Raw genomic sequence first — 25,386 nt, 5'->3', positions numbered from 1 at the left:
GTCTGGAACACGGCCAAAGGAAGCATCGCCAACATCCAACACGACACCCCCGAGCAGACCTACACCGCGTTCACCGACTACATCACCAGCCGCACCTTCGACTACGACTTCGAACACCTACCAACAATACGGCCCGACAACGATCTTGTTTAAAGCCGGCCATAGATGCCCTCGGGGTCTGAGTCGCCGCCGTGGGTGAGGATGACCCCCTCGATGCCGTTCAGGGCGTCCGCGAGCACCGAAGTGCTGGCGAGGTCTCCCTCGACGAGTTCAACGCCGTCGCCCAGCACGTGACGAGCACGGGCGATGTCGCGCGTGAGAGCGCGGGCTTCACGCCCGGAGGCTAGGAGCTGGCCGACGACCTCGCGGCCAATGGTGCCGGTAGCGCCGATGACGAGGACGGTCATGTCAGTTCTCGAACTTCAACGTGGCCAGCCATTCGACGGTCTCGGGCGAGTGATGATCGACGAACGAGGACTCCCCGGTGTCGAGGGTCGCGATCGCGGCCATGTCGGCATCGTCCAGTTCGAAGTCGAAGACGTCGAAGTTCTCAGCCATGCGCTCCGGGCGCACTGACTTGGGGATAGCGACCACGTCGCGCTGTACGAGCCAGCGCAGCACCACCTGGGCGGCGGACTTGCCGTACCGCTCACCGATGGCGGTCAGCGTCGGGTGGGTGAAGATGCCGTGCTTGCCCTCCGCGAACGGACCCCACGACTCGATGGCAACGCCTTTGCCGGCCATGTACTCCTGGTCCGTGAAGCGCGCGTTGAAGGGGTGGGTCTCGACCTGGTTGACGGCCGGAACGATCTCGTTGTGGGCAATGAGGTCGGCCAGGCGGTCCGGGTAGAAGTTGGAGACCCCGATGGCGCGGCTCAGGCCCTCGGCGTTGATCCTCTCCATGGCCCGCCAGGAGCCGTAGTAGTCCCCGAAGGGCTGGTGGATCAGGTACAGGTCGAGGTAGTCGAGACCGAGCTTGGCGAGGGAGCGCTCGAAGGCGGTGCGAGCGCGGGTCTCGCCGGCGTCGGCGATCCACAGCTTGGTGGTGACGAACAGCTCGTCGCGGGGGATTCCGGAGGCCGCGATCGCGCGCCCGACAGCCTCCTCGTTCTGATACGCGGCGGCGGTGTCGATCAGGCGATACCCGGCCTCCAGCGCAGCCGATACGGCGGCCTCGGTCTCGGCTGCGGGAACTTGGTAGACGCCGAAGCCCAGGATCGGCATGCGGACGCCGTTGTTGAGAGTGATGTACTGCATGAGAGTTGCCTTTCAGTCGGTGGCGCGAGCGCCGGTGAGATAGAGAGTCAGGGCAGCGGCGAGGCTGCCCGTGTGGTCGGGTAGACCGCAGTGGATGCGCGGGTCGAGCGCGGCTGCGCTTTGCAGCGCCTTAGAGGGATGGGCCAGCGAGTGGAATTCGATGATCAGCGCGTGGATGCCGGGCACCAGGACGAGTTGTCGCTCGGGTGGGAGTGGGCCGATGACCGTATCTAGGAGTCGCTGCAGCCGCTCGATCTGGTCGTACATCGCACCCTTGAACGCAATGATCTCTTCGGTGCTGACGTTGTGTTCCAGGCTGGTCATCAAGTTGGACAGGAGCTCGCCCAGGAGGGGGTGGGAGATGGCCGTTTCGGCCAGCCGGCGGGCGAACTGTGCCGGAGTGTGCGGCCCCTTGGCGGACTCGAGCTCGTCCACCCAGTCCGTGTACTCCCGGCGGGTCAGTTCCAACAGCACTGCCTCCCGCGAGCCGAAGTAGCCGAGCAGGCTCGCCTTGGCCAGGCCTACCCTCCGGGCGAGCTCATTGAGCCCGAGCTCGGGCACCCGGCGCTCGGCCAGCAGTTCCCGGGCGACTCCGAGAATGTGCTCGCGGCGCAGCGTGCGCTGGGCCGCCGTACGGGCCCGCTGGAAACCTGCTCCGCCCAGTTGATCCTCCCTCGACACGTCGGACCTTCCTCCATCTCGCTCGGCATCCAACCAACGGTCGGTTACCATCGTGACACAGTAAGCGACCATCGGTCAAATAATGGAGGAACATCAATGGGGAACGTCGTCGTACTGATTGGGGCAGGCTCGATCGGACGCGCCATCGCCCGCCGCGTGGCATCCGGACACACACTGCTGGTTGCGGACCTGCGCGAGGACGCCGCCCGTGCCGTCGTCGAGGCATTCCTCGACGACGGCTTCGACGCGCGCCCCGCACAGGTCGACGTCTCCGACGCAGACTCGGTGGCCGCGCTGGTCGAGCATGCCGCATCTTTGGGCGCTGTGACGCATGTCATCCATGCGGCCGGGGTCTCGCCGGTGCAGGCGAGTGCGCAGGCCATCGTTGCGGTCGATGTCGTCGGAACCGCCCTCGTGCTGGAGGAGTTCGGACGCCTCGTCGCGCCCGGAGGCGCGGGCATTGTCATCGCCAGCCAGGCGGGGTACATGCTGCCGCCACTCGATGAGGCCACCAGCCGCGCACTCGCCCGGACACCGGCTCGCGAGCTGGCGGGGTTGCCGGCGCTGGCATCCATCACCGACTCGGGCCATGCCTACAGCATGGCCAAACGCGCCAATATCCTGCGCGTCCAGGCGGCCGCGCTGACCTGGGGCGATCGCGGCGCTCGCGTCAACTCGATCAGCCCCGGCATCATCATGACTCCACTCGCACGCGACGAGATGAGCGGGCCCGGCGCCGCGGGCTACCGGGCCATGATCGAGGCCTCTCCCGCCAAGCGGGTCGGTACACCCGACGAGATCGGCCAGGCGGCCGCGTTCATGATGGGCGCCACCTTCCTCACTGGCGCCGACCTGCTCATCGACGGTGGCGTCATCGCGGCAATCGCCGGTGGACGGTACCGCCTACACAATCCCACACTTGCCGGAAATGACCACTGAAACGACGCTGGACTCTGTCAGGTGGGCGGTCGACGTGCGCCCCGGCCAGGGGTGGAGGCGCTGAGGACGCCGTCGCCCCATTCACCGGAGTTCTCGTTGCCGGGCTGAATAATGCGCGCCATTACGGGCTCCAGCGCGGCCGGGCGGGGGCGGGCCGAGCCCGGGAGCGGCATGGCGTCGCCGCAGGCCTCGTTCCACTGGGCCGGCGGCACGGCAGACCAGCGCATGGTGTAGGCGCCCGGGTCACCGCGGTCGAGCCGCTGCCAGGGGATATTGCGCAGCGCCCCCTGGACAACATCACCGGGATGCTCGACGGCCGTCTCGGGGTAGCAGTACTCGCTTACTCGCTCCAGCCGGGCTGCTCAGGCACGAACGGCGCCGGGCGCTGAAACGCGGTCGGCGCTCCGCAGAGCCACCTGCAGGACAGTGAGCTCACCCCTGGCTACAGCGAGGTGGTCCTCGACGTCGGCGCGGTTGGGCACCCGGCCCTCGTGCCAGCTGACCGCCAGACTGTCGATGTGCCCCTCGTGCTCGGCCCGGCTCAGGGGCTCGAACAGGTCGGGCCACCACTTGTCAGGGGTGAAGGGGAAGCACGGGTCCGTGCTCATCCTGGTCCTCCTTGGCGGCGAATCCTACTATGCGGGACCGTGGGCGCCCCGCGGGTGAGGTGTCTCGCAAGCGGAGTGCCCCGCTGTCCATCCTGTGGACCGGGGAGAGCCGCCGATCCGACCCGGCCTGGGCGCGTATCAGATGGTGCGAGCCCCGGCTCCCCCACTGCACGGATGGCGTCGGAGCCTCGCGCCTGGTCGATGTGCGCCTCAGCCCGGTGTCCCGTGTGCGACTTCTCCAAGAACCGCCTGCGTGAGCGCCTGGAGGCATCCGGCCTGGTGTACGAGCACCGGCCAGAACTCGGCAACCCCAAGAACAACCGTGCCGGCTACGCCGAGCCCGGGACACTGGCCGCGCACCGTGCGCACGCCCGTTTCCGGGACAGTGTCCTGAGCACTCCGTCGGCTGACAGTGCCCTTGCTTATCTCGCTGGTCTTGTTGCCGCGGATCCTCGCATTTGTACTGGTACCACGCCTTCAGGGGAGGTGGCTTCAAGGGCGACGCCGAGCGGCGTGCGAGCTCCGGTAGCGGGAGCGTGTCCTGCCGCTGCTGCCACAGGCGGATCGTCTCAGCCTGCTTCGGGATCCAGTCCTCGTGCGGCTTGATCTCCAGGCGCGACCCTTGGGGGATGACGAGCCCGAGAGAGGGGACGTTCCTGTCGACTCTGACGCCGCCCGGCTCTCCGGGCTCACGCCGTCTGGGATCCCCCTGGCGCGCGCCCGGGTGTGAGCGTTGCACATTCTTTCCTCCCCCAAGGAGCGGTGAAGCGCGGAATCCTGCGGATCTGCCCGGAATCCGGGCGCCCAGGAACGGGATGAATGTGCGAACGGGGACGCCATTGCACATTCATCCTTGCCGAACCGACCCCCTGCAACGAGGAATCGTTGAAATACCAACGATCCCTCACAGGCCGACGCAAGAAGAATGTGCAACACCACCAAGAACCGGGCCAATGAGACCTCAGGACGCCAGGGCCACAAGCAACAACCAGCTCAGGAGGCCTTGGCCTCACATGGTGTGGGTTCAGGCGGTAATGATGTGGAAGCCAGCGCTCAACGCGTTCGCTTTTCCCCTTCGCCGGGCGGTTCGCCAGAACCGCTCACTGTTGAAAACCGCCCCACCCCACACACCGCTCATCGGACAGGCCGTCTAGCCGCCCAGCACCGCCACGGCGGTGGTTGGCACATCAGTCATAATGGCGTCCACGTTCAAGGCGGCCAGGCGTCGCATTTGTGCGGGCTCGTCGACGGTCCACACATGGACCTCCAGCCCGGAGCTGTGGGCGGCGGCAACGAAGCGCGGCGTCACCACGGGCACGCCGTGGAAGCGTTCGGGCACTTGGACGGCGTCGGTGCGCCCCTTGGCCCAGCCCCACCGGGTGTGCGGCAGGGCCAGGGAGGCCTCGGCGCGCAGTAGTAGGCCGGCAATGTCGCCCACCCCCAGGGAGGTCGTGGCCCGGGGCTCCTGGCGGCGCAGCACGGCCAGGCGCCTTGCGGAGAAGGAGGCGAAGCGGACACGCCCCAGGGCCCCGGCGTCGCGGACCACCTGGAGTGCCGGCTGGACGACGGCGGACTCCTTGAGATCGACATTGAGGCGCAGGTCGGGGTGGGCGGCCAGGGCGTCGTCGAGGCGCACGTGGGGGCGACCGTCCCCGGCGTCATGCTCGGCCAACTCCTCCCACGTCATCTCTCCAATGGCCTTGTCGACCCCCACCAGGCGGACGAGGTCGGGGTCGTGGGACAGGACGGGTACGCCGTCCACAGTGACCCGCAGGTCCGTCTCCATCCAGGCCAGTCCCAGCTCGGCGACATGCTCAACGGCGGTCCAGGTGTTTTCAGGGACCTCAGCAGCCCCGCCGCGGTGGGCGATCACAGCGCAACGGCGCACTCGGCTCACAGGTGCCTCCCGGTGTGGTGGGTGTGGTGGGATTCAAGCAGGGCCACCAGACCCACGGTAGCGCTCAGGTGCAGTCCGTGGTGAGTTCAGCGGCCTTGTGCTCAACCAGCCAAGCCTGAGGGTCCACTGTGGTCTCATCGGCCCCGTCGTTGGCCGTGCGCACCTCGAAGTGGAGGTGCGGGCCGGTGGAGCGGCCTGAGGAGCCGACGGATGCGATGAGTTGGCCGGCTGCGACCACGTCGCCCTGTTTGACGTAGATGCCGTCCTCATACATGTGCAGGTAACTGGTGTACCAGGTCTGCCCATCAATGGTGTGCTCAATGGTGACCGTCCCCGTGCCGTCGATCATACCGGCGGTGACCACTGTGCCCGCGGCGGCGGCGTAGATGGGGGTCCCCGCAGTGGCGGACATGTCCTGACCGGCGTGGAGCTTGAGAGTGCCCAGGGTGGGGTGGATGCGATAGCCGTACGGCGAGGAGAGCGCGTAGGTACCGGTGATCATCGGTATGTAGAGCTCGGGAGCCGTGGTGAAGGCGGTTGTGTCACCGCTGGCGCCGGCGGGCTGGGCGGCGCAGGTGACCGCCGCATTGGTGTAGGCCTCGCGAATGCGGGCGAGTGTGGCGGCGTCGGGGACGTTGGACAGGCCGGGGTCCGTACCGGGGTCGACGTCGGCGTCCGAGCCGAGCACGGACTCCGTCAATGAGGAATTGCTTACTGTGGTGTCCCCACTGCTCAGTGCGGCCGAGGCGGTGGTGGCCGAGGGAACGTGCGTGAAGACGGGGGCGACAATGGTCACGGCCCCCAGGACGGCGAGTACGCCCAGGCGCCCGACCGTGCCCTGGGCAGTGTGCCGGGGCCTGGCCGGAGGCGGCGGATCCATCTCCGGAAGGCCACTGCGCTCCTGGGGCGCGGCCTCCTCAGCTCCACGACTTTCAGCCCCATGACTGTGACCGGCGGAGTACTCCTCCTGAAATTCCTGAAATGCTGTTCGCTGGAGGTGATGCTCCTGGGAGGTGTCCTGGTGGAGACGGCGCTCCGGGGGCGCCGCCTGGTGGAGGCGGCGCGCCCGCGAGGCGGCCCGCGACGTGGGTGAGGCGGCTCGGCCAACGCGGGGCTCGGCGGGCGGGCGGGCGCGCCCGTGCTCAACAGCCCCGGGGGCCGAGTGGAGGGCGATCCAATGGTGGCCGCCCCTCCCCGGCCCGTCAGTCTCGGAGGGCCCGCCGGTCTCCTCGGGCGTGCGCACGCGCTCCTGCTGGTACTTGACAGCCTGCTCGTGCTCGGCGGTCTCGGAGGCGGCGGCGCGTAGGGCGATCCAGCGGCGCCCCAGCTCCCTGGACGCATGCTCGACGGTTGTGGGCGGTGCAACCGGAGAGGCGTCTGGAGCCGCCTGAGCGCCCCCCGCGAAAGCCGGGGCTGGCGCGTTCGCCATCTCCGCGGCTCGCTCGAGCTCGCGTCGTTGACGTCGGGTCATGGGCTGCGTGGTCACGCCGATGGTCTCCCAGTGTCGCGGTCCGCAGCGGGCCGGTCCTGGCCGCTGCCGGGCGGCGGGTGCCGCGCACCCTGCCGCCATAGCTGGAACGATAACGAGGCGGGCGGGTACACGCCAGGATTCTGGTCACACTCCTGCCAGGGCGCCTGGCGCCGGCCCCGCCGGCGAGTGCGAGGTGCCGGCGCGGATCCGCCCCCGCCTCGTCCGCCGCTTCGGGTCAGTCGCGTCTGCGCCGCTGGAACTCCTCGCGCTGCATGGCGTCATTGACCTCGCCGACCAGCTCCTCAAGGATGTCCTCCAGGAAGACCACCCCGAGTACCGTCCCCGACTCGTCCTGGACGCGTCCCAGGTGGGCGCCGGTGCGCTGCATGGCGGCCAGCACGTCCTCAACCTCGTCGCGGGCCCGCACGGGCACCAGGGCGCGAGCCCGCCAGGAGGGCACGGGCAGGGCATGGTTCTCGGCGTCGGCGTAAAGGACGTCCTTGAGGTGGAGGTAACCGGTAATAGTGGGAGCGTGAGCCTTAGAGCCGGGGGCGGTCAGGGGGAAACGAGAATAGCCGGTCGAGGCGACCGCGTGTTCGACGTCCTCGGGAGTGCAGTCGGCGGGCAGGGTGACCAGGCCGTTCAAGGGCACCATGACGCTGCCGGCGGTCTCCTCGGAGAATTCAATGGCCCCGCTCAGCAGGCCCGAGTCGTCCTCCAAGACGCCCTCGGCGGTGGAGCGCTCCACAATGGAGGCGACCTCCTCGACCGTGTAGGTCGCCGAGACCTCGTCCCGGGTTTCAACGCCCATGAGGTGCAGGGCGCCATTGGCGAGAGCGTTGAGGGCGGTAATGACCGGGCCCAGCAATCGTGAAATGAAGACCAAGGACGGGGCGAGCCAGCGCACGGCGTTCTCGGGCGTGGAGATGGCAATGTTCTTGGGCACCATCTCACCGGCCACCACATGGATGTAGACCACGATCACCAGAGCGACGAGGACGGCAATGGTGTGGGCGCCGGCATGCCCAACACCCACGCTCTCCAGCGGGCCGGTCAGGGCATGGGCGATGGCCGGTTCGGCGACAACGCCCAGACCCGTGGAGCACAGAGTCACGCCCAGCTGGGCGGTGGCCAGCATGCGGGAGACGTGTTGGAGAGCCCACAGGGCGGTGGCGGCGCGCCGGTCCCCGGCCTCGGCCAGGGGCTCCAGGGCGGCGCGGCGCGAGGAAGTGACGGCGAACTCAGCGGCCACGAAGAAGGCGTTGCCTGCGAGCAGCATGACAGCGACCAGCAGGGCGACGGGAGTGCTCATTGCCGCCCCTCCTGGTCCTCGGATTCAAGGGCGCCCACCCGCAGGCGGGTAACCCGCCGCCCGTCCATGGCCTCAACGGCGAGCCAGGCGCGGGGGGTGCGCACGCGGTCGCCGACGGCGGGAATGCGGCCGAGCTCGGTCATGACCAGGCCGGCGAGGGTCTCGTAGGGGCCGTCGTCGGGCACATGGACGCCGGCACGGGCGGCCAGCTCGTCGGGGCGCATCCACCCGGGCACGATCCAGTCGCCGTCGGAGTCCATGTGGGCGCCGGCGCGGCGGCGGTCGTGCTCGTCAGCGACGTCGCCCACGATCTCCTCAATGGCGTCCTCCAGGGTCACCACCCCGGCGGTGCCCCCGTACTCATCGACCACGAGAGCCATTTGGGACCCCTGGCCGCGCAACTCCACCAGAAGGGCGGCCAGGGGCATGGTCTCGGGCACGCGCGGCGCGGGCGTCATGAGGGAGGAGGACGAGGCTGGAACCTCCGGGCGTTTCTCAAAGGGGACCGCGATAGCGCGGCGCAGGTGGACAATGCCCAGCACGTCGTCGGAATCCTCGCCCAGGAGGGGGAAACGCGAGTGGCCGGTGGCGTGGGCCAGGGCGACCACATCCGCGGCGTTGGCCTCCTCAGGCAGGGTGTGGAGGCGGCCGCGGTCGGTCATGACGTCGACGGCCGTTAACTCCCCCACCCCAATGGAGCGGGTCAGGAGCGTCGCCGTCGAGCGGTCGAGGGTGCCCTCCTGCGCGCTGTGCCGCACCAGGGCCGCCAGCTCACTGGCGCTGCGGGTGCCGCTAATCTCCTCGGCGGGCTCAATGCCCATGCGGTGCAGCACAAGGTTGGCGGTGTTGTTGAGGACCACGATGACGGGCTTGAGGACGGCGGTGAAGGCCATGAGGAAGGGGGCCACGTAGCCGGCGGCGCGCATAGGGTCGGCCAAGGTGGCGTTCTTGGGGATGAGCTCGCCAACCACCATGGAGAAGGCGTTGACAACCACTAGAGCGATGACGACGGCGGCGCCGGTTGCCACGGACTGCGCCATCCAGGTGCTCATGAATGACCCCAGGAGGGTGGCGAGGGCGTCCTGCATGGTGTAGCCCAGCAGGATGGTGGTCAGGGTAATGCCGACCTGGGCTCCGGACAGGAGGAGGGACAGGCGCCCCAGGGCCTTGAGGACGGTCTCGGCGCGCCGCTCCCCGCCGGCGGCGCGGGTCTCGACGGTGGCGGGGTCCAGGGCCACCAGGGAGAACTCCCCGGCGACGAAGAGGGCGGTGCCCGCGGTGAGCACCACGCCCAGGGCGATCATGAGCCAGTCGGTCACGCAGCCCCACCTCCGGGGATGCCCGACCCGGGGCCAGGGAGAACACGGTCAGCAAGGGAGCGGGCACGTCGCCTGAGGGCCCGCCGGGGATGTCGGCGCATAGTGCTTCGCACGCTATCACCGCCCTGCGGCGCCAGGGGCCCCAGAGCCGACCCCGACACGCGGCACACCTGGAACTGCGCCTTTAGTCCCATGTTCAACTATCGTTTTAACACCCGCGCCCGTAGGATGTCGTGGGACACAGCAGGCCCGGTGGGCCCCATCGCCCCGAACGGGTCGGGGTCTGGGCCCGGCCGGAGTCCACAGCCTTTGAGTGAGGAAAGAGGCGCCGTGCCGGAGCAGGACCACGACACCGCAGGATTCGGGGCCAACGAGTGGATGGTGGAGGAAATGCGGCAGGCCTGGGCCGCCGACCCCACCTCCGTGTCACCCCCGTGGCGGGAGCTCTTTGAAAGCCGCTCCACCAAGGGCGCGCCCCGCCCCGCCACCGGCCGTGCGCCCGCCCCGCCACCGCGCGCCGCCGCCCCCTGGAGCGCCGCGATTGGGACCGAGGACCCAGAGAACTCCCCGCCCCCCTCGACCGCCCCGCGCACCGGTCGCGCAACCATTGCCGCCACCGCCTCCGAGGGGCCCGCCCCGCGCCGCCGAGCCACCATGGTGCAGGACGTCACCCGCTCCGACCTGCCGCCGGCACCTCCAGCGGATGCCACCCCGCCGACCTCCCCCTACGCCCAACGCGTGGCCCACCACCAGGCGCACCCCCTGGAGGGCGACTCCTGCCCTAACAACGACACCCGCCTGCGGGGTGCGGCCGCCCGCACCGCCAAGAACATGGAGGAGTCCCTGTCCATACCGACGGCGACTTCCGCACGATCCATCCCCGCGAAAGTGCTCATTGAGAACCGCACCATTATTAATGAGCACCTGGCTCACACCCACGGCGGCAAAGTCTCCTTCACCCACCTCATTGGCTGGGCGGTGGTCGAGGCACTAGCCGCCATGCCCGCCATGAACGTGTCCTATCGCCTGAACGCCGAGGGGCACCCGGTCCTGCATGAGCCGGCGCACGTCGCCCTGGGCCTGGCCGTGGACGTGCCCACCTCCTCGGGGGAGCGCCGCCTGCTGGTGCCCTCGATTAAGCTCGCGGACCTGCGGGACCTGGCCGGATTCGTGTCCGCCTACGAGGAGCTGGTGCGCAAGACCCGCCAGGGCCGTCTGGAGGTCGAGGACTTCCGAGGCACCACGGCGACCCTGACCAACCCGGGCATGATCGGCACCTTGCACTCGGTGCCGCGCCTCATGCCCGGCCAGGGCGTCATTGTTGGAGTGGGCTCCATGGCCTACCCGGCGGCCTTTGCCGGGGCCAGTGAGGAAACCCTGGCCCGCCAGGGCATTGGCAAGGTGGTCACCTTGACCTCCACCTACGACCACCGCGTCATCCAGGGGGCTACCAGCGGGGAGTTCCTGCGCCTGATCGAACGCAAGCTCCTGGGGCTGGACGGCTTCTGGGAGCGCGCCTTCGAATCGCTGCGCATCCCCCACGAGCCGGTGCGCTGGGCGCGCGACGCCACCTACAACCCCGAGTTGGAGACGGACAAGCCGGCCCGCGTAGCCGAACTCATCCACGCCTTCCGCCAGCGCGGCCACCTGGCGGCTGACACCGACCCCTTGACCTACCGCCTGCGCCGCCACCCCGACCTGGACCTGACCAGCTACGGCCTGAGCCTGTGGGATCTGGACCGGGTCTTCCCCACCGGCGGCCTCGGGGGCGCCGAGCGCGCCACACTGCGCACCATCCTGGAGCGCTTGCGCCAAGCCTATTGCCGCACGATCGGCATTGAGTACATGCACATCCAGGACCCGGCCCAACGCCTGTGGTGGCAGGAACGCCTGGAGCGCGAGTGGACCCCGATCCAGGCCCACGAGCGTCGCCGCATCCTGACCATGCTGGAGCAGGCTGAGGCCTTTGAAACCTTCCTGCAAACCAAGTACGTGGGCCAGAAGCGCTTCAGCCTGGAGGGCGGGGAGTCCCTCATTGTTCTATTGGACCGCCTCTTGGACGCCTGCGCCCACGACGGCCTGGACGAGGTCGTGATCGGCATGGCGCACCGCGGGCGCCTCAATGTGCTGACCAATATCGCCGGGAAATCCTACGGGCAGGTTTTCGATGAATTCGACGGCAATGGCGTCATTGAGGGCGCCGGCACCGGGGATGTGAAATACCATTTGGGCACCGAGGGCGTTTACACCGGCACCGACTCGGTGACCACGCGCGTGTCGCTGGCCGCCAACCCCTCCCATTTAGAGACGGTTGACGGCGTGGTGGAGGGCATTGTGCGCGCCAAGCAGGACCGCATTGGCCTGGGGGAGAAGGGCTATACGGTCATGCCGGTGCTCGTCCACGGGGACGCCGCCTTCGCCGGGCAGGGGGTGGTCTATGAAACCCTCAATATGAGTCAGCTGCCCGGCTACCGCACCGGCGGCACCATCCACATTATTGTCAATAACCAGATCGGTTTCACCACCGGGGCGGCCTCGGCCCGCTCAACCACCTATGCCACCGACCTGGCCAAGGGCCTGCAGGTGCCGATTTTTCACATTAACGCCGACGACCCGGAGATGGTGGCGCGCGCCGCCCACCAGGCCTACGAGTATCGGGCGGCATTCCACAAGGACGTCATTATCGACCTCGTCTGTTACCGACGCCGCGGGCACAACGAGGGCGACGACCCCTCCATGACTCAGCCGGTCATGTACCGGCTCATTGACTCCCTGCCCTCCACGCGTGAGGTGTACACCGCCGACCTAGTGGGCCGCGGGGACATTACCAGCGCCGATGCCAAGGAGATTGCCGCCGCCTACCAGGGCGAGCTGGAGCGGATCTTCGCCGAGACCCGCGGGCAGCCGGCTCCGGGCCCTCGGCCGGCCGCGGACCACGATGGGGACGCTCCCTGGATGGCGTCCTTGGCGGACCCCACCAAGGTGGGCGTGCCCCGCTCCAGCCTGGATCTGCCCTCCTCCCAGGCGGCGGGCGCCGGCATGATGCTGGGCTGGACCTCGGCGGTCCCACGCGGTGTCGTTGAGCGCATTGGCGACTCCCAGGTGACCTGGCCCCGGGCGTTCAACGTCCACCCCAAGCTCAGGACCATGCTGGCCAAGCGGCAGCGGGCCAGCCGGGAGGGCGGTATCGACTGGGCTTTCGGCGAGCTCATTGCGCTGGGTTCACTGCTCATGGAGGGCGTGCCGGTGCGACTGGCCGGCGAGGACACGCGCCGGGCCACCTTCGCCCAGCGCCACGCCGTCTTGCACGACCACGACTCGGGGGCGGAGTGGACGCCACTGGACTTCCTCACCCCCGACCAGCCCTCCTTGGAAATCTACGACTCGTTGCTCAGTGAATACGCGGCCCTGGCCTTCGAGTACGGTTACGCGGTCGAACGGCCCGAGGGCCTGACCATGTGGGAGGCGCAGTTCGGGGATTTCGCCAATGGAGCCCAGCCCATTATTGACGAGTATGTCACCAGCGCCTCCCAGAAGTGGGGGCAGCGCTCCGGACTGGTCATGCTCCTGCCCCACGGCATGGAGGGGCAGGGCCCGGACCACTCCTCGGCCAGGATCGAGCGCTATATGCAAATGTGCGCCCAGGACAATATGCGGGTGGCCCAGCCCTCGACGCCGGCCAACTATTTCCATTTGCTGCGCGAGCAGGCCTATGTCCGCCCGCGCCGTCCACTGATCGTCTTCACCCCCAAGCAGCTGCTGCGGCTCAAAGCGGCCGCCTCGCCGGTGGAGGAGTTCACCTCCGGGTCCTTCGAGCCGGTGCTCGGCGAGGCGGATTCGGCGGTTCTGGCCGCCGGTGCGGACCGAGTACTGCTGTGCTCGGGGCGGGTCTACTACGATCTGCTGGCGGAGCGCACCAGGCGCGGGGAAACCGCCACGGCCATTGTTCGCCTGGAGCAGCTCTACCCCCTGGACGGCCGGGCCCTGGCAGAGGCACTGGCGCCCTTTACCGGGGCCGAGTTGGTGTGGGTCCAGGACGAGCCCGCCAATCAGGGCATGTGGCCCTACCTGGCCCTGCACCTGCCGGCGGAGCTCACCGGTGGCGCCCTGCCTCACCTGGTGGCCCGGCCGGAGGCGGCGGCCCCCGCCGTCGGCACTGCCGGCGCCCACCGGCACCAGCAGGCCGCCGTGATTCAGAGGGCTTTCTCCCGCGCTTGAACGGGGCAATAGGGGCAATAACAGTGTGAGCTTCAAGGAATCTGAGAAAACACTGGGAGTGCATCCCGTCGCGTCATATCCGGGCGCGGTAGCGTCGGAATCGTAGAAGGTCAGAGCACAAGGAGGTCCGGGTGGACGTGGACAGGGACAGGCTGCACTTCATTGGGGATGAGCTTGTCGCCGGTTACGGGGACCCGCGGGCCCTGGGGTGGACAGGCCGGGTCATGGCCCGCACCCCCCATGAGTTGGGGATCTTGTGGTCCGCCTTGGCCGTGCCCGGGGAGACCACCGCCCAGCTCGCTGAGCGCTGGCTGTCTGAGGTGGCCCTGCGCTCAACGAGCAATGGCAAGAACCGCCTGGTGATCGGGCTGGGGGTGGCCGACGTTGTCGTCGGAGTCTCGGCGGCGCGCTCGCGCCTGGCGATCGCCAATATCCTGGACAAGGCATTGGGGGAGCGCCGCGAGTGCTTCGTCCTGGGCCCGCCCCCACTGCCGAGCGCAGATGCGGAGGGCACGGCCGCCCTGTCGCGCGCCGCGGCCGAGGTGTGCCACCGCCGAGGCGTGCCCTATGTGGAGGCCTTCGAACCCCTGCGCAACCATGAGCAGTGGAACACTGACGTCTCCGCAGCCGGCGGCCGCCATCCGGCACAGGCGGGCTACGGGCTGCTGGCGTGGCTGGTCATGCACCGAGGCTGGTACGAGTGGCTGGGGGTATCCGCCCCGAGCTGAAGGGGACTGGGCTCCGGGTGGAAGAGAAGTGGATCAACGAGAACTGGGTCCCGGGCCGCCCGGCCCACTCCCCCGGGCCCAGTTGCGGCCGCTCCCGGGCTCAGTCGCCGGCCCGGCCGTCCGGGTCGGGGCCCGACGGCGCCAATGGCCACGGTGACCGATGCGGGCGACGGCGGGCGACCACCGCATGGTGGTCGCCCGCCGCTCTCAGTTCTGAAGTCGCTCGGTGCCGTGTCTCAGGCGTTGGGGCGCTTGCCGTGGTTCGCCTTGTTCTTGGCACGCGCACGACGCTTACGACCGCGTTTGCTCATATTGCCTCCTCGTGTCTCGACTCGCCCCACGAGGGGGCACGGAACAGGTGCCATCTTCGCACACGCGTCCGCTCCAGGGCCACCAGGCGCCGCGCGCCTTCATGGTGGTTGTCAGCACACCGCCGTCGCCGCGCCCGACGCAGCCTTGATCACGGATCACGGCCCCGATCCCGGGCTCAGTTGCGGCTGTAGCGCACCGTGGCGGTGCGCACCGTAGTGGTGGTGCGCCCTGAGACGGTCACGGCGGTGACGGTGGAGGAGGCCCGCATGACCGACAGCCGCCCCAGCACCCGGGCCCGCAGCTCGGGCGGGGCCTGTTCGGCGCAGCGCGAGCGCAGGATCTGGCGCAGGTGGGTCTCAGCGTCGGCAATCTTGGAACAGTGGTCGCAGGTGGCGACGTGCTGCGCCAGACGCGCGTACAGGTCGTCCTCGCACTCGTGGTCCAGGAACGCCTCAAGGTGGGCGCGGGCCTCGGCGCAGGAGCAGTTCGGGTCCTTCTTGACCGTCATCTCCCCTCCTTAGGGCCGGCGTAGCCGAGTTGGCGGGCGTGGTCGGCCAGAAGGCCGCGCAGTTGGCGGCGGCCGCGGTGGAGTCGGGACATGACCGTTCCTATGGGGGTGTCCATGATCTCGGCAATCTCCTTGTAGGAGAAACCCTCGACGTCGGCGAGGTAGACCGCCAGGCGCCGGTCCTCGCTCAACTCGTTGAAGGCCGCCTTGATCTCCTGGTCGGGCAGTAGGTCCAGGGCCAGCGCCTCGGCTGAGGGCAGCCCCACCGAGTCGTGGGAGGCTGCGCGGTGGAGCTGCCAGTCCTCGACAGTGTCGGCGTCGGATTGAAGGGGCTCGCGCTGCTTCTTGCGGTAGAGGTTAATGAAGGTGTTGGTCAGGATGCGGTACAGCCAGGCCTTGAGGTTGGTGCCCGGACGGTACTGGTGGAAGGAGGCGAAGGCCTTGGCGTAAACCTCCTGGACGAGGTCCTCGGCGTCGGAGCGGTTGCGCGTCATGCGCAGGGCGGCGCCGTAGAGCTGGTCGAGGTAGGGCAGGGCATCGGCCTCGAAGCGCGCGGCGCGCGCCGCCTCATCCTCGTCAGCCGGAGCGCGGTCGAGGCTCTCGGGGTCAATGTCGTCAATGTCATGGTGGTCATGGTGCCCGGAAGGGGTGTCGTCAACGGCGGGGTCAACATGATCGGTGTCCATCATCAACAACGAGCCTAGCCCTCGGTCGGGCCCCGCCGGCACGGCCACGGCGATAGCGAAAGAGGTAGCGCTGGGTGTCATCACCTCGGCCAACGACGACGGCCCCCGGCTTGTTCCCACCGCGTGTCGGCTGCGCTCCAGCGGCCCGGCACAAATGGTGGCCGCCGAATACGGCGTCCTAATGTCTCAATGCCTCTGGGCCGCGGCCCAGGGGTTCCGGGGCCAGGATGGTGCCCCGGGGCGAACTCGCCCGGCCCCGGGGAATCGTCGGCGGGAATCCTGGCCCGAGTGGCGAAGCTGCGCGAGGATAGGGGCATGGACCTCCTTCGCGCCGTCGCCCGCCCCATGCTCGCCTCCAGCTTCGTCGTTGACGGCGTCGACGCCATCGTGCGCCCTCGGCGGCATGTGGAGAAGTTCGAGAAGGTGGCCCCTTTGCTGGAGCGGGCCGGCCTGCCGCCGGTGCTGGCCTCGGACGCCGTCCTGCTCACCCGATTGACCGGGGCCATGAGTGTTGCGGCGGGCCTGGGCCTGGCGACGGGGCGGGCCCCGCGCACCTGCGCCGTTGTGCTCGCCGCCCTCAACCTGCCCCTGACCGTGGTCAACTATCCGGTGTGGGCCGCGCGCGGAAAGACTGAGCGCCGCGAGGCCGTCTCGGGGCTGGCGCGCGGCGGGGCGGTGGGCGCCGGCCTGCTGCTGGCGGCCGTGGACCGTGAGGGCCGCCCGTCCCTGGCCTGGCGCCTGCGGGCCCGCAAGCAGCAGCGCGCGGCGATCGCCGCCGCCCAGGCCGCCGTTCTGGAGCGTCACGGCCTGGCGGACTGAGGCGCCGCACGAGGGCCGGCGGCACCCTCCCGGGCGGTCACGGCCTGGCGGGCTGAGGCGCCACATGCTCTTGTCACAGGCGCGCGATAGTCTCGCGTCGTCCCATCCCCGGGGCCCTTGAGTCGAGCATGAGGGAGACCGTCCGTGACCGAGCAGACCACCGTCCAGCCCGAGGTCGTCTACACCTGGACCGATGAGGCGCCCATGCTGGCGACCCGCTCCTTCCTGCCCATCGTCCAGGGTTTTACGCGCGCTGCGGGCGTAAGCGTGGGCACGGCGGATATTTCCCTGGCCGGCCGCATCCTGGCGGCCTTCGGCCTGGCCCGCGATGACCTGGCCGGTCTGGGCGAGCTCACCCAGTCGCCGTCGGCCACTATTGTCAAGTTGCCGAATATCTCCGCCTCCCTGCCCCAGCTCAAGGCGGCTATCGCCGAACTCCAGTCTCAGGGCGCGGACCTGCCCGACTACCCGGATTCCCCGGCCACCGACGCTGAGCGCGAAGCCCGCACCAGGTACGACGCCGTCAAGGGCAGCGCCGTCAACCCGGTCCTGCGCGAGGGCAACTCCGACCGCCGCGCCCCTGAAGTCGTCAAGGCCTACGCCCGTTCCCACCCGCACTCCATGGGCGCATGGAGCCCGACGTCGCGCACCCGCGTGGCCACGATGGACAGTGGGGACTTCCGCCACAATGAGCGCAGCGCGGTGGTGCCGCGGGCCGGCGTCCTCCAGATTCGCCTGCGGCGGGACGACGACGGCCGGACAGTGGTCCTGCGCGAGCATCTGCCGGTGACCGCCGGGGAGATTGTGGACGCCACCTTTATGAGCGCCGCCGCCCTGGATGCCTTCCTGGCCGAACAGGTCGCCGCCGCCAAGGCTGAGGACGTCCTGCTGTCGATCCACCTCAAGGCCACCATGATGAAGGTCTCGGACCCCCTCATCTTCGGGCACGCCGTCCGCGCCGCCCTGCCCACAACCTTTGAGCGCTTCGGGCCGGTGCTGGAGGCCGCGGGCCTGCGCGCTGAGGACGGGCTGGCCTCCATCCTGGCGGGCCTGGACGCCCTGCCCGAGGGCGAGCAGGTTCGTACCGCCATTGAGGCGGACCTGGCCGACGGGCCGCGCCTGTCCATGGTGGACTCCTCGCGCGGCATCACCAATCTGCATGTGCCCAGCGACGTCATTATCGACGCCTCCATGCCGGCGATGATCCGCGGCGGCGGCAAACTATGGGGGCCCGACGGCCGCACCGATGACACCCTGGCCGTCATCCCCGACTCCTCCTACGCCGGTGTCTATGAGGCCGTCATCGAGGACTGCAAGATCCATGGGGCCCTGGACCCGCGCACCATGGGCTCGGTACCCAATGTGGGCCTCATGGCCCGTAAGGCGGAGGAGTACGGCAGCCACGACAAGACCTTCCTCATTCCCGCCGCCGGCACCGTGGAGGTGGCCGTGGTTTCGGGTGCGGGAGCTGAGCCGGGCGCCGTCCTATTGTCCCATCAGGTCCGGGCCGGGGACATTTGGCGGGCCTGCACCACCCAGGACGCCCCCATCCGTGACTGGGTGCACCTGGCGGTCACCCGGGCGCGAGCCACTGGGGCGCCGGCGGTCTTCTGGCTGGATCCCACCCGCGGCCACGACGCCGTCATGATCTCCCTGGTAGAGCGCTACCTGGCTCGGGAGAACACCACGGGCCTGGACATCCGCGTCCTGGACCCGGTGTCCGCCACCCGCCTGTCCCTGGAGCGGGCCCGGGCCGGTGAAGACACCATCTCAGTGACCGGCAATGTCCTGCGGGATTACAACACCGATCTTTTCCCCATTCTCGAGGTGGGTACCAGCGCCAAGATGCTCTCGGTGGTGCCGCTCATGAACGGGGGCGGCCTGTATGAGACCGGCGCCGGCGGCTCGGCCCCCAAGCACGTGCGCCAACTGCTGGAGGAGAACTATCTGCGCTGGGACTCCCTGGGGGAGTTTCTGGCCCTGGCCGAGGCTCTGCGGCATGTGGCCCGGGTCAGTGGGAACACTCGGGCCACTGTCCTGGCCGATGCCCTCGATGCCGCCACCGCCGCCGTATTGGAGGAGAACCGCTCCCCTGCTCGTCGCCTGGGCGCGGTGGACAACCGCGGTTCGCACGCCTGGCTGGCGCTGTACTGGGCACGGGCCTTGGCGGCGCAGTCGGCCGATGCCGGTTTGGCGGGGTTCTTCGCGCCGGTGGCCGAGCGATTGGCGGCCGCCAATGACACCATCCAGGCCGAGCTGCTGGCGGTCCAGGGCACTGCGACGGATATTGGCGGCTACTACCGGCCCAATGCTGTCAAGGCCGACGCGGTTATGCGGCCGAGCGGGACGCTCAACGCGATTATTGACGCGCTCTGAACCGCCCCTTCGGGGTGGGGCCGCTCAATGAGCGCCCGCGCCACGCGAGTTGCGCGCCCTGAGCCCCGACATCGGGCCCGTTAGGCTCAGGGCATGCCGCCCGCCTCCCGGCCCTGGTCCGCCCCACCCGCCCCCGGGCCCCTTGACGCCGTCGTGGAGCTGCCGGGGTCAAAATCCCTGACCGCCCGGGCCCTGCTCCTGGCCGCGGTGGCGGGCACCCCAACCACACTCACCGGTGTCCTGCGCTCACGCGACACCGACCTCATGATCACCGCCCTGCGCCAGTTGGGCGCGGACGCCACCGCACTGGACCCGGCAGGCACCCGCCTGCGCATTCAGCCCGCCCCCACGCCCCTGACCGGAGGCGGCCGGATCGACTGCGGTCTGGCGGGCACTGTTATGCGCTTCCTCCCGCCCCTGGCCCTCCTCGCCGACGCCCCGGTGACCTTTGATGGCGACCAGGCCGCCCGCACCCGCCCCCTGGCCCCCCTTCTGGACGCCCTGTCGGCCCTGGGGGCGCACGTCACCTGCCTCGGTGAGCCCGGGCACCTGCCGGTCACGGTCGGCCCCGGCGAGAACGCACCGCCACTTTTTCACGCCCCCCCATGCGCCGCCCCCACAAGCACCGCCCCGGGGGGCACGACCCGCGCACGCCCCGACGAGCCGCACCGGGTGGCAGTGGACGCCTCCAGCTCCTCCCAGTTCCTCTCCGCCCTCCTGCTCCTCGGCCCCCTCCTGCCCGGGGGCCTGGAGGTCACCGCGACCGGCCCAGTGCCCTCCTTGCCGCACGTGACCATGACGGTGCGGGCGCTGCGCGACCGGGGCGTGCGCGTGGAGACCCCCGCCACGGGCGCCCCAGCCGGGGGGCGGACCTGGCGCGTTCATCCCGGCCGACCGCGTGGCGGTGAGGTCGCCATTGAACCGGACCTGTCCAACGCCGGCACCTTCCTGGCTGCCGCCCTCATCGCCGGGGGACGGGTGCGGGTGGGGCACTGGCCCGAGCGCACCACCCAGGCCGGCGACGCCTGGCGCCGCCTTCTGCCCCTCCTGGGCGGGGAGGTCCAGGAGGTACGGGAGCCGGACGGCTCACTGTCCCTCCAGGCCCAGGGCACCGGGCGGCTGCGGGGTATTGAGGCGGACTTGTCGGCTACTGGAGAACTCGTTCCCGTCCTGGCGGCCCTGGCCGCCCTGGCCGGCGCTCAGGGGCATGCCTCGCGCCTGACCGGCATCGCCCATCTGCGCGGCCACGAAACCAACCGGCTGGCGGCCCTGGTGACCGAGATCAACCGCCTGGGCGGGTCGGCGCGGGAGCTCCCGGACGGTCTTCAGATCACCCCCGCCCCCCTGCACCCAGCGACCCTCAACACCTACGCCGACCACCGCATGGCGGCTTTCGCGGCACTGATCGGCCTGAGCGTGGCCGGCGTGAAGGTCACCGACGTGGCCTGCACCTCCAAGACCCTGCCCGGTTTCACCCGCATGTGGCAGGACGTGGTGGAGGGACCGGCCCAGAGCTGCGACCCCACCGTGGGGCGCGCCGCCGCGCCGGCCCCCGGGGGTGTTCATGGCGCGTCGTGACACCGGCACCGACGACCCGCGCGTGCGGGTGCGCCCCGGCAGGGGCTCGCGCCCACGCACCAAGCAGCGCCCCAAGCACGCCGACGCCGTCACCGGAGTCGTTACCCGCATTGACCGCGGCCACTACCGCATCCGCCTGGAGGACCCCTCCCTGACTGAGGACGGCAGCGGTGAGGTCACCGCCATGAAGGCCCGGGAACTGGGGAGGGGGAAAGTGGTCGTGGGGGACAGGGTCGGCGTCGTGGGGGACGTGAGCGGGCGCAAAGGCACCCTGGCGCGCATGGTCCGCGTCCACGAACGCCGCACCCTGCTGCGCCGCAGCGCCGAAGACGGGGACGGTGCCGGCACGGAGAAGCCCGTGGTGGCCAACGCCGACCTGCTCGTCATTGTCACCTCCGTGGCAGAGCCCCGGCCGCGGCCCCGCATGATCGACCGCTACCTGGTGGCCGCCTACGACGCCGGCATGGAACCGCTGCTGGTCCTCACCAAGTCCGACTTGGCCGACACCGGGCCCCTGCTCAGCCTCTACGAGCCCTTGGGGGTGCGCTCCCTGGCCACCCGCCTCGAACCGGACCTCGAGCCGGAGTCATCCGGGGAGGGCGCCGGTACCGCCCGCTGCACCGCGGGCAGCACCCCGGGGCCGGGCGACGCCCCCGACCGGGCCCGGGCCCGGTCGGACACTGGTGTTGAGAAGGTGCGTCAGGCCCTGGCCGGCCGCACCTCCGTACTCGTCGGCCATTCGGGGGTCGGCAAGTCCACCCTCATTAACGCCCTGGTCCCGGGGGCGCGGCGCGCCACCGGGAGGGTCAATGAGGTCACCGGCCGGGGCCGCCACACCTCCACCAGTCTCCAGGCCCTGGAGTTGCCCGACGGCGGCTGGGTCATTGACACCCCCGGGGTGCGCTCCTTCGGGGTCGCCCACGTCTCCAGCGCCGACGTGCTGCGCGGCTTCCCGGATCTGAGCGACGTTGCCCAGTACTGCCCACGCGGCTGTACGCACGAAGAGGGGGTCATTGACTGCGCCCTGGACCAGTGGGCCGCCGAGTCGGATCCTCTGGGCGCCCCGGGGCCGCCGGCCGGGTCGGGCCCGGCCGGGAAGGCGCCCGGCCCGCCGGGCGCCCCGCCCGGGCCCCGGACTGACAGTGGGGCCCAGGACCGGCGCGCCCGAGTGGAGTCTTTTCGCCGGCTCCTGGCGCCCGCCCTGGAGGCCGAGGATCCCACACTCAACCGCTGAGCCGCGCCCCGGATCAGTGGCCGGCCGGCGTCCGCGCAGCGGCGAAGCGGGAGGCGGGCGGGCGGTCGCACTGTGTAGCACATCATCCCAGAATCCCCCACTGATGACATCTACACCGATAGGCTGCACGCATGTCCGATGTCGCCAGGGCGAATCTGCCCCGCCCCACCTGGAGTGATCTGTCAGCCAGGACCAACCTGTCCGCCGCTCGCCGCCGGGTCCTAGAGACGGTCGAGGCGGCCGCTGAGCCCCTGACTGCCACCGAGGTGTCCAAGGCCCTCAACCTCCATCACAACACCGTGCGTGAGCACCTCGACTCCCTGGTCGACGCTGGTTTCGTACGCTCCGCACCCCGCCCCACCGGCAAACGCGGTCGGCCCGCGCTCCTCTATTCCCCGACCGCGCCGGACCCCACCCTGGTCCTGGCCTCCTACCTGACTCTCCTGGACGCCATTGCCGCCACCCTCGGTGACGGCGAGCAGGCCCGGAGCACCGCCCTGGAGATCGGGCGGCGCTGGGCGGAGATGACGCCGCCGGCGGCCATGGCCAAGAACTCCACCACCGGGGGCGTCGCCGAGGCCCTTCTGCCGTCTCTAGCCCTCATGGGTTTCAGCCCGGAACTGCTCGACAATGAGATTGTGCTGCGCTCGTGCCCCATGATCATGGACGGCAGGGGCCCCGACCCCCTGGTGTGCCTCATGCACGAGGGATTCCTGCGGGCGGTGTCCAAGCATGAGGGCATTACCGTGATCCGTCCCTCGGCCGGCGACAATCAGGACACCCGCGAGGCGGCCTCAACGGCGGCACTGACCCCGGGTTGCCGCATTCTCCTGCCCGGCTAGAGGCCTGCTCGGGGCCCGCTTCGGCCAGGAGACCGGTTGTGGAGGGACGTCATGCAGCGTCCGCGGTCCTCGTCCGCATTCCTTTCATACAGAACGTACCGTCATAATCGTCATAATTGTCATAGTGTGGCCATGGGCCGGCCCGCGACCCGGCGGACGCCATGGTCCTTCGCAGCCATTGCACCCGGCCAACACCCGCCTCCACGAATGAGGGCCCAGATTGCGCGACGATGTCCCCACACGCACCTTGGCGCGGATCGAGGAGCCCAAGGACACGGCCGGCCGGCACTGCCGCCCGCCACAAGCGCCGGGCGAGCGCATCGGCGGCGCACAGCCGGCCCTTCCCGGGCCGGCAAGACATCTGATGGAACCCGTGCACCGCACCGCGCCGGCCGGCGTCCTGCCGCCCACCGCCCTCATTGACCGCCATGGCCGCACCGCCAAGGACCTGCGCCTGTCGGTGACCGACCGCTGCAACCTGCGCTGCACCTACTGCATGCCGGCCCAGGGCCTGGACTGGCTGGCCTCCCCCAAGCTGTTGAGCGTCGAGGAGATCGTGCGTCTGGCGCGCATTGGCGTCGAGCAGCTGGGCATTGAGAGAATCCGCCTCACCGGTGGTGAGCCGCTGCTGCGCCGCGACTTAGAGGACATCATTACCGGCATTGCGGCCCTGCGCACCCGCGCCACCGGGGCCAAGCCGGATATTGGCGTCACCACCAACGGCCTGGGCCTGGACAAGCGGGCCGCCGCCCTGCGGGGGGCGGGCCTGGATCGAGTCAATGTCTCCGTGGACTCCCTGGATCGCGCCACTTATGCGCGCATTACCCGCCGCGACCGTCTCCATGACGTCCTGGCCGGTGCCCGGGCGGCCCAGGAGGCGGGCCTGTCCCCCATTAAGGTCAATGCCGTGGCCCTTCCCGAGAACCTGGGCGAGCAGGCGCCGGCACTTTTGACCGAGTGCCTGCGCCGCGGCTGGCAGCTGCGTTTCATTGAACACATGCCGCTGGGGCCGGACCGGGCCTGGCGGGCTGACGACGTCGTCAGCGCCGCAGAGATTCTCCGCATCCTGCGGGGCGCCGGTTTTGCGCTCTCAGCCGTGGGGCGCCCGGACCGCCGGCCGGCGACCCTGTGGCGGGTGGCTGCCGGGCAGAAGCACCCCGGTGGGAGCGTGGGGATCATTGCCTCAGTGAGCGCCCCCTTCTGCGCCGACTGCGACCGCAGCCGCATTACCGCCGATGGCCGCCTCATGACCTGCCTGTTCTCCTCCACCGAGACCGACCTGCGCACACCCCTGCGCGCGGGCGCCACCGATGAGGAGATTGCCGCCATCTGGGCGCGCGCCACCTGGAACAAGCCCCGGGCCCACGGCACCGACAACCCGACTGCCCGGGACACGGGCTTCGCCAGGCCCGGCCGCACCATGTCCGCTATTGGCGGCTGAGCGGGCCCGGTCCGCGCCACCCCCGCCCACCGCCCGCCTCTCAGAACATTAGAACAGGAGCCCCATGAGCCCCTCAACCACTAGTGAGTCCATTGAGTCGCCCATCGCCGTCGAGGTGCGCTACTTCGCGGCAGCGGCGGAGGCCGCCGATACCGCCGGTGAGCGCCTTGAGCTGCCGGCGGGTACTACCCTGGCGGCCCTGCGCGAGCAACTGGCCGGACGAAGCCTGGAGATGGCCCGCATAGTCGGCATCTCCAGTTTCCTGGTCAATGCCCTGTCCACACCGGCGGACTCGTTGACGCCCCTCAAGGACGGCGACGCCGTCGACATCCTGCCGCCCTTCGCCGGCGGGTGAGCGACCGCAGCCGCCATTCCTGTCCCGGTTCTTATTCCGCCGCGTCAGTGCGGGCGGGGGTGTCGGCCCCGGTGCGGGCGTGGGTCCACTGGGCGGAGCCGTCGGCGAAGAACTGGCGCTTCCACACCGGCAGGCGCTTCTTAACCTCCTCGACCAGGTCGCCGGCGGCCGCAAACGCCTCAGCCCGGTGGTCGGCGCTGACCGCCACCGCCAGCGCCGTATCCCCCACCTGAAGGTCCCCGACCCGGTGGACAACCCCCAGGGCCCGCAGCCCGCGGCGGGCAGCCACCTCGGTGGCGATTTGTGAAAGGACCTCACTGGCACTGGGGTGGGCGGTGTAGCCGATCCCGGTCACGCCCCGCCCGCCGTCGTGGTCGCGTACCGCGCCCTCGAAGGTGACGACGGCGCCCGCGGCCCGGTCCCGAACCAGGGCGGCCAGCTCATGAACACTCACGGGGTCCTGGCAGATCCCGGCGCGCACAATCCGGGTCGGGGCGCTAACCGGGGTGCCCTGCGCGGACGTGCTACCCCACCCGGGCGCCCGCCGCTCGGCCCGTAGGGCACCGGCCTGCACGCCTGCCCGGGCGCTGGCCTGCTCGGCGGGGCGGCTGCTCATGGGCGCGTCTCCTATCAGGCGGATTGGTGACTGGGCGTCGTCGGCCCGTGGCCGGGCGCCGGAGAGCGCCGGGACAGCCGCCGGGTGCCGGGCCAATGACGCTACACCGCCGCGGCGCCGCCCGAACTGTGAGACTGGCTACCCGAGTGGAGGCATGATGGGATCCATGCACAGCCCCGGCCGCTGTGC

Annotated in this window: 24 protein-coding genes; 11 read left to right on the top strand and 13 right to left on the bottom strand. The window is 69.9% G+C overall.

Annotated elements, in window-relative coordinates; all coding sequences use genetic code 11:
* Window positions 1–149: 149 nt before the first annotated feature.
* The 3 genes from EUC46_RS04675 to EUC46_RS04665 are packed head-to-tail and all read right to left on the bottom strand — an operon-like array spanning window position 150 to window position 1,938.
* Window positions 150–407 (bottom strand): SDR family oxidoreductase, encoded by a 258-nt coding sequence (locus EUC46_RS04675; RefSeq protein ID WP_128773020.1) that lies wholly within the window; start codon window positions 405–407, stop codon window positions 150–152.
* Window position 408: 1 nt separating this feature from the next.
* Window positions 409–1,257, bottom strand: a complete 849-nt coding sequence (locus EUC46_RS04670; protein WP_128773019.1) for an aldo/keto reductase — start codon at window positions 1,255–1,257, stop codon at window positions 409–411.
* 12 nt (window positions 1,258–1,269) lie between these two features.
* Window positions 1,270–1,938: a TetR/AcrR family transcriptional regulator gene (locus EUC46_RS04665; RefSeq protein ID WP_164918749.1), complete on the bottom strand. Its 669-nt coding sequence runs from the start codon at window positions 1,936–1,938 to the stop codon at window positions 1,270–1,272.
* A gap of 96 nt (window positions 1,939–2,034) precedes the next feature.
* Between EUC46_RS04665 and EUC46_RS04660 the strand changes: the two genes are divergently transcribed.
* Complete coding sequence (locus EUC46_RS04660; protein WP_128773017.1) at window positions 2,035–2,877, top strand: SDR family oxidoreductase; 843 nt, start codon at window positions 2,035–2,037, stop codon at window positions 2,875–2,877.
* 17 nt (window positions 2,878–2,894) lie between these two features.
* On the opposite strand, the gene EUC46_RS04655 is transcribed toward EUC46_RS04660, so the two are convergent.
* Window positions 2,895–3,104 (bottom strand): hypothetical protein, encoded by a 210-nt coding sequence (locus tag EUC46_RS04655; RefSeq protein WP_128773016.1) that lies wholly within the window; start codon window positions 3,102–3,104, stop codon window positions 2,895–2,897.
* Between the two features lie 135 nt (window positions 3,105–3,239).
* Window positions 3,240–3,485 (bottom strand): hypothetical protein, encoded by a 246-nt coding sequence (locus tag EUC46_RS04650; protein ID WP_128773015.1) that lies wholly within the window; start codon window positions 3,483–3,485, stop codon window positions 3,240–3,242.
* Window positions 3,486–3,659: 174 nt separating this feature from the next.
* Here EUC46_RS04650 and EUC46_RS13425 point away from each other — a divergent pair, with 174 nt between their 5' ends.
* Complete coding sequence (locus tag EUC46_RS13425; protein ID WP_206645896.1) at window positions 3,660–4,091, top strand: DUF488 family protein; 432 nt, start codon at window positions 3,660–3,662, stop codon at window positions 4,089–4,091.
* 544 nt (window positions 4,092–4,635) lie between these two features.
* Here the strand turns inward: EUC46_RS13425 and EUC46_RS04635 are convergent.
* From EUC46_RS04635 to EUC46_RS04620, 4 genes are all read right to left on the bottom strand, one after another.
* Window positions 4,636–5,382 carry a glycerophosphodiester phosphodiesterase family protein gene (locus EUC46_RS04635; RefSeq protein ID WP_241655396.1) on the bottom strand — a complete coding sequence of 249 codons (747 nt, stop codon included), beginning with the start codon at window positions 5,380–5,382 and terminating at the stop codon, window positions 4,636–4,638.
* Between the two features lie 64 nt (window positions 5,383–5,446).
* On the bottom strand, window positions 5,447–6,868 hold the full coding sequence (locus tag EUC46_RS12675; protein ID WP_241655395.1) for a M23 family metallopeptidase: 1,422 nt from the start codon (window positions 6,866–6,868) through the stop codon (window positions 5,447–5,449).
* Between the two features lie 220 nt (window positions 6,869–7,088).
* On the bottom strand, window positions 7,089–8,165 hold the full coding sequence (locus EUC46_RS04625) for a hemolysin family protein (protein ID WP_128773014.1): 1,077 nt from the start codon (window positions 8,163–8,165) through the stop codon (window positions 7,089–7,091).
* On the bottom strand, window positions 8,162–9,484 hold the full coding sequence (locus tag EUC46_RS04620; RefSeq protein ID WP_206645895.1) for a hemolysin family protein: 1,323 nt from the start codon (window positions 9,482–9,484) through the stop codon (window positions 8,162–8,164). Before EUC46_RS04620 ends, EUC46_RS04625 begins: the two co-directional genes overlap by 4 nt.
* A 378-nt stretch (window positions 9,485–9,862) precedes the next feature.
* On the opposite strand from EUC46_RS04620, the gene EUC46_RS04615 reads away from it, so the two are divergent.
* Together EUC46_RS04615 and EUC46_RS04610 are read left to right on the top strand one after the other, a co-directional pair.
* The gene (locus EUC46_RS04615) at window positions 9,863–13,702 is read left to right on the top strand and encodes a multifunctional oxoglutarate decarboxylase/oxoglutarate dehydrogenase thiamine pyrophosphate-binding subunit/dihydrolipoyllysine-residue succinyltransferase subunit (protein ID WP_421701280.1); all 3,840 of its coding nucleotides are present in this window, start codon (window positions 9,863–9,865) and stop codon (window positions 13,700–13,702) included.
* A 137-nt stretch (window positions 13,703–13,839) separates the two neighbouring features.
* Entirely contained in the window at window positions 13,840–14,430 is a 591-nt protein-coding gene (locus EUC46_RS04610; protein WP_128773032.1) for a GDSL-type esterase/lipase family protein, read from the top strand.
* A 236-nt stretch (window positions 14,431–14,666) separates the two neighbouring features.
* On the opposite strand, the gene EUC46_RS13420 is transcribed toward EUC46_RS04610, so the two are convergent.
* From EUC46_RS13420 to EUC46_RS04600, 3 genes are all read right to left on the bottom strand, one after another.
* On the bottom strand, window positions 14,667–14,741 hold the full coding sequence (locus EUC46_RS13420) for a 50S ribosomal protein bL37 (RefSeq protein WP_390884266.1): 75 nt from the start codon (window positions 14,739–14,741) through the stop codon (window positions 14,667–14,669).
* Between the two features lie 176 nt (window positions 14,742–14,917).
* Entirely contained in the window at window positions 14,918–15,250 is a 333-nt protein-coding gene (rsrA, locus tag EUC46_RS04605; protein ID WP_128773012.1) for a mycothiol system anti-sigma-R factor, read from the bottom strand.
* The gene (locus tag EUC46_RS04600) at window positions 15,247–15,939 is read right to left on the bottom strand and encodes a sigma-70 family RNA polymerase sigma factor (protein WP_241655394.1); all 693 of its coding nucleotides are present in this window, start codon (window positions 15,937–15,939) and stop codon (window positions 15,247–15,249) included. Before EUC46_RS04600 ends, rsrA begins: the two co-directional genes overlap by 4 nt.
* 312 nt (window positions 15,940–16,251) lie before the next feature.
* Here EUC46_RS04600 and EUC46_RS04595 point away from each other — a divergent pair, with 312 nt between their 5' ends.
* The 7 genes from EUC46_RS04595 to EUC46_RS04565 all read left to right on the top strand — a co-directional run bounded on the left by EUC46_RS04595 (window position 16,252) and on the right by EUC46_RS04565 (window position 24,581).
* Complete coding sequence (locus EUC46_RS04595) at window positions 16,252–16,755, top strand: DoxX family membrane protein (protein WP_128773011.1); 504 nt, start codon at window positions 16,252–16,254, stop codon at window positions 16,753–16,755.
* A 144-nt stretch (window positions 16,756–16,899) separates the two neighbouring features.
* Window positions 16,900–19,131 (top strand): NADP-dependent isocitrate dehydrogenase, encoded by a 2,232-nt coding sequence (locus tag EUC46_RS04590; protein ID WP_128773010.1) that lies wholly within the window; start codon window positions 16,900–16,902, stop codon window positions 19,129–19,131.
* Window positions 19,132–19,224: 93 nt separating this feature from the next.
* Window positions 19,225–20,709: a 3-phosphoshikimate 1-carboxyvinyltransferase gene (locus EUC46_RS04585; RefSeq protein ID WP_128773009.1), complete on the top strand. Its 1,485-nt coding sequence runs from the start codon at window positions 19,225–19,227 to the stop codon at window positions 20,707–20,709.
* Window positions 20,696–21,943 (top strand): ribosome small subunit-dependent GTPase A, encoded by a 1,248-nt coding sequence (gene rsgA / locus EUC46_RS04580; RefSeq protein ID WP_128773008.1) that lies wholly within the window; start codon window positions 20,696–20,698, stop codon window positions 21,941–21,943. Before EUC46_RS04585 ends, rsgA begins: the two co-directional genes overlap by 14 nt.
* 131 nt (window positions 21,944–22,074) lie before the next feature.
* Window positions 22,075–22,785 (top strand): helix-turn-helix transcriptional regulator, encoded by a 711-nt coding sequence (locus EUC46_RS04575; protein WP_128773007.1) that lies wholly within the window; start codon window positions 22,075–22,077, stop codon window positions 22,783–22,785.
* Between the two features lie 364 nt (window positions 22,786–23,149).
* Entirely contained in the window at window positions 23,150–24,226 is a 1,077-nt protein-coding gene (gene moaA, locus EUC46_RS04570) for a GTP 3',8-cyclase MoaA (RefSeq protein WP_128773006.1), read from the top strand.
* Between the two features lie 64 nt (window positions 24,227–24,290).
* Window positions 24,291–24,581 (top strand): MoaD/ThiS family protein, encoded by a 291-nt coding sequence (locus EUC46_RS04565; RefSeq protein ID WP_128773005.1) that lies wholly within the window; start codon window positions 24,291–24,293, stop codon window positions 24,579–24,581.
* A gap of 31 nt (window positions 24,582–24,612) precedes the next feature.
* Here the strand turns inward: EUC46_RS04565 and EUC46_RS04560 are convergent, their stop codons facing one another.
* Window positions 24,613–25,197, bottom strand: coding sequence for a molybdenum cofactor biosynthesis protein MoaE (locus tag EUC46_RS04560; RefSeq protein WP_206645894.1), 585 nt, complete (start codon window positions 25,195–25,197; stop codon window positions 24,613–24,615).
* Window positions 25,198–25,386: the final 189 nt, after the last annotated feature.

The organism is Actinomyces oricola (assembly GCF_004104015.1).
Classification (GTDB): domain Bacteria; phylum Actinomycetota; class Actinomycetes; order Actinomycetales; family Actinomycetaceae; genus Actinomyces; species Actinomyces oricola.
Note: the sequence above shows the minus strand (reverse complement) of the source record. Positions and strands in the feature narration are given on the sequence as shown.

Bases quoted from the DNA above. Each gene is read 5' to 3' on its own strand.
- rsrA (WP_128773012.1), bottom strand. From the start codon at position 15,250: ATGACGGTCAAGAAGGACCCGAACTGCTCCTGCGCCGAGGCCCGCGCC.
- moaA (WP_128773006.1), top strand. From the start codon at position 23,150: ATGGAACCCGTGCACCGCACCGCGCCGGCCGGCGTCCTGCCGCCCACC.
- EUC46_RS04660 (WP_128773017.1), top strand. From the start codon at position 2,035: ATGGGGAACGTCGTCGTACTGATTGGGGCAGGCTCGATCGGACGCGCC.
- EUC46_RS04655 (WP_128773016.1), bottom strand. From the start codon at position 3,104: ATGCGCTGGTCTGCCGTGCCGCCGGCCCAGTGGAACGAGGCCTGCGGC.
- EUC46_RS04615 (WP_421701280.1), top strand. From the start codon at position 9,863: ATGGTGGAGGAAATGCGGCAGGCCTGGGCCGCCGACCCCACCTCCGTG.
- EUC46_RS04595 (WP_128773011.1), top strand. From the start codon at position 16,252: ATGGACCTCCTTCGCGCCGTCGCCCGCCCCATGCTCGCCTCCAGCTTC.
- EUC46_RS04565 (WP_128773005.1), top strand. From the start codon at position 24,291: ATGAGCCCCTCAACCACTAGTGAGTCCATTGAGTCGCCCATCGCCGTC.
- rsgA (WP_128773008.1), top strand. From the start codon at position 20,696: ATGGCGCGTCGTGACACCGGCACCGACGACCCGCGCGTGCGGGTGCGC.
- EUC46_RS04575 (WP_128773007.1), top strand. From the start codon at position 22,075: ATGTCCGATGTCGCCAGGGCGAATCTGCCCCGCCCCACCTGGAGTGAT.
- EUC46_RS04560 (WP_206645894.1), bottom strand. From the start codon at position 25,197: ATGAGCAGCCGCCCCGCCGAGCAGGCCAGCGCCCGGGCAGGCGTGCAG.
- EUC46_RS04585 (WP_128773009.1), top strand. From the start codon at position 19,225: ATGCCGCCCGCCTCCCGGCCCTGGTCCGCCCCACCCGCCCCCGGGCCC.
- EUC46_RS04650 (WP_128773015.1), bottom strand. From the start codon at position 3,485: ATGAGCACGGACCCGTGCTTCCCCTTCACCCCTGACAAGTGGTGGCCC.
- EUC46_RS04600 (WP_241655394.1), bottom strand. From the start codon at position 15,939: ATGATGGACACCGATCATGTTGACCCCGCCGTTGACGACACCCCTTCC.
- EUC46_RS13425 (WP_206645896.1), top strand. From the start codon at position 3,660: ATGGCGTCGGAGCCTCGCGCCTGGTCGATGTGCGCCTCAGCCCGGTGT.
- EUC46_RS04675 (WP_128773020.1), bottom strand. From the start codon at position 407: ATGACCGTCCTCGTCATCGGCGCTACCGGCACCATTGGCCGCGAGGTC.
- EUC46_RS04670 (WP_128773019.1), bottom strand. From the start codon at position 1,257: ATGCAGTACATCACTCTCAACAACGGCGTCCGCATGCCGATCCTGGGC.
- EUC46_RS04625 (WP_128773014.1), bottom strand. From the start codon at position 8,165: ATGAGCACTCCCGTCGCCCTGCTGGTCGCTGTCATGCTGCTCGCAGGC.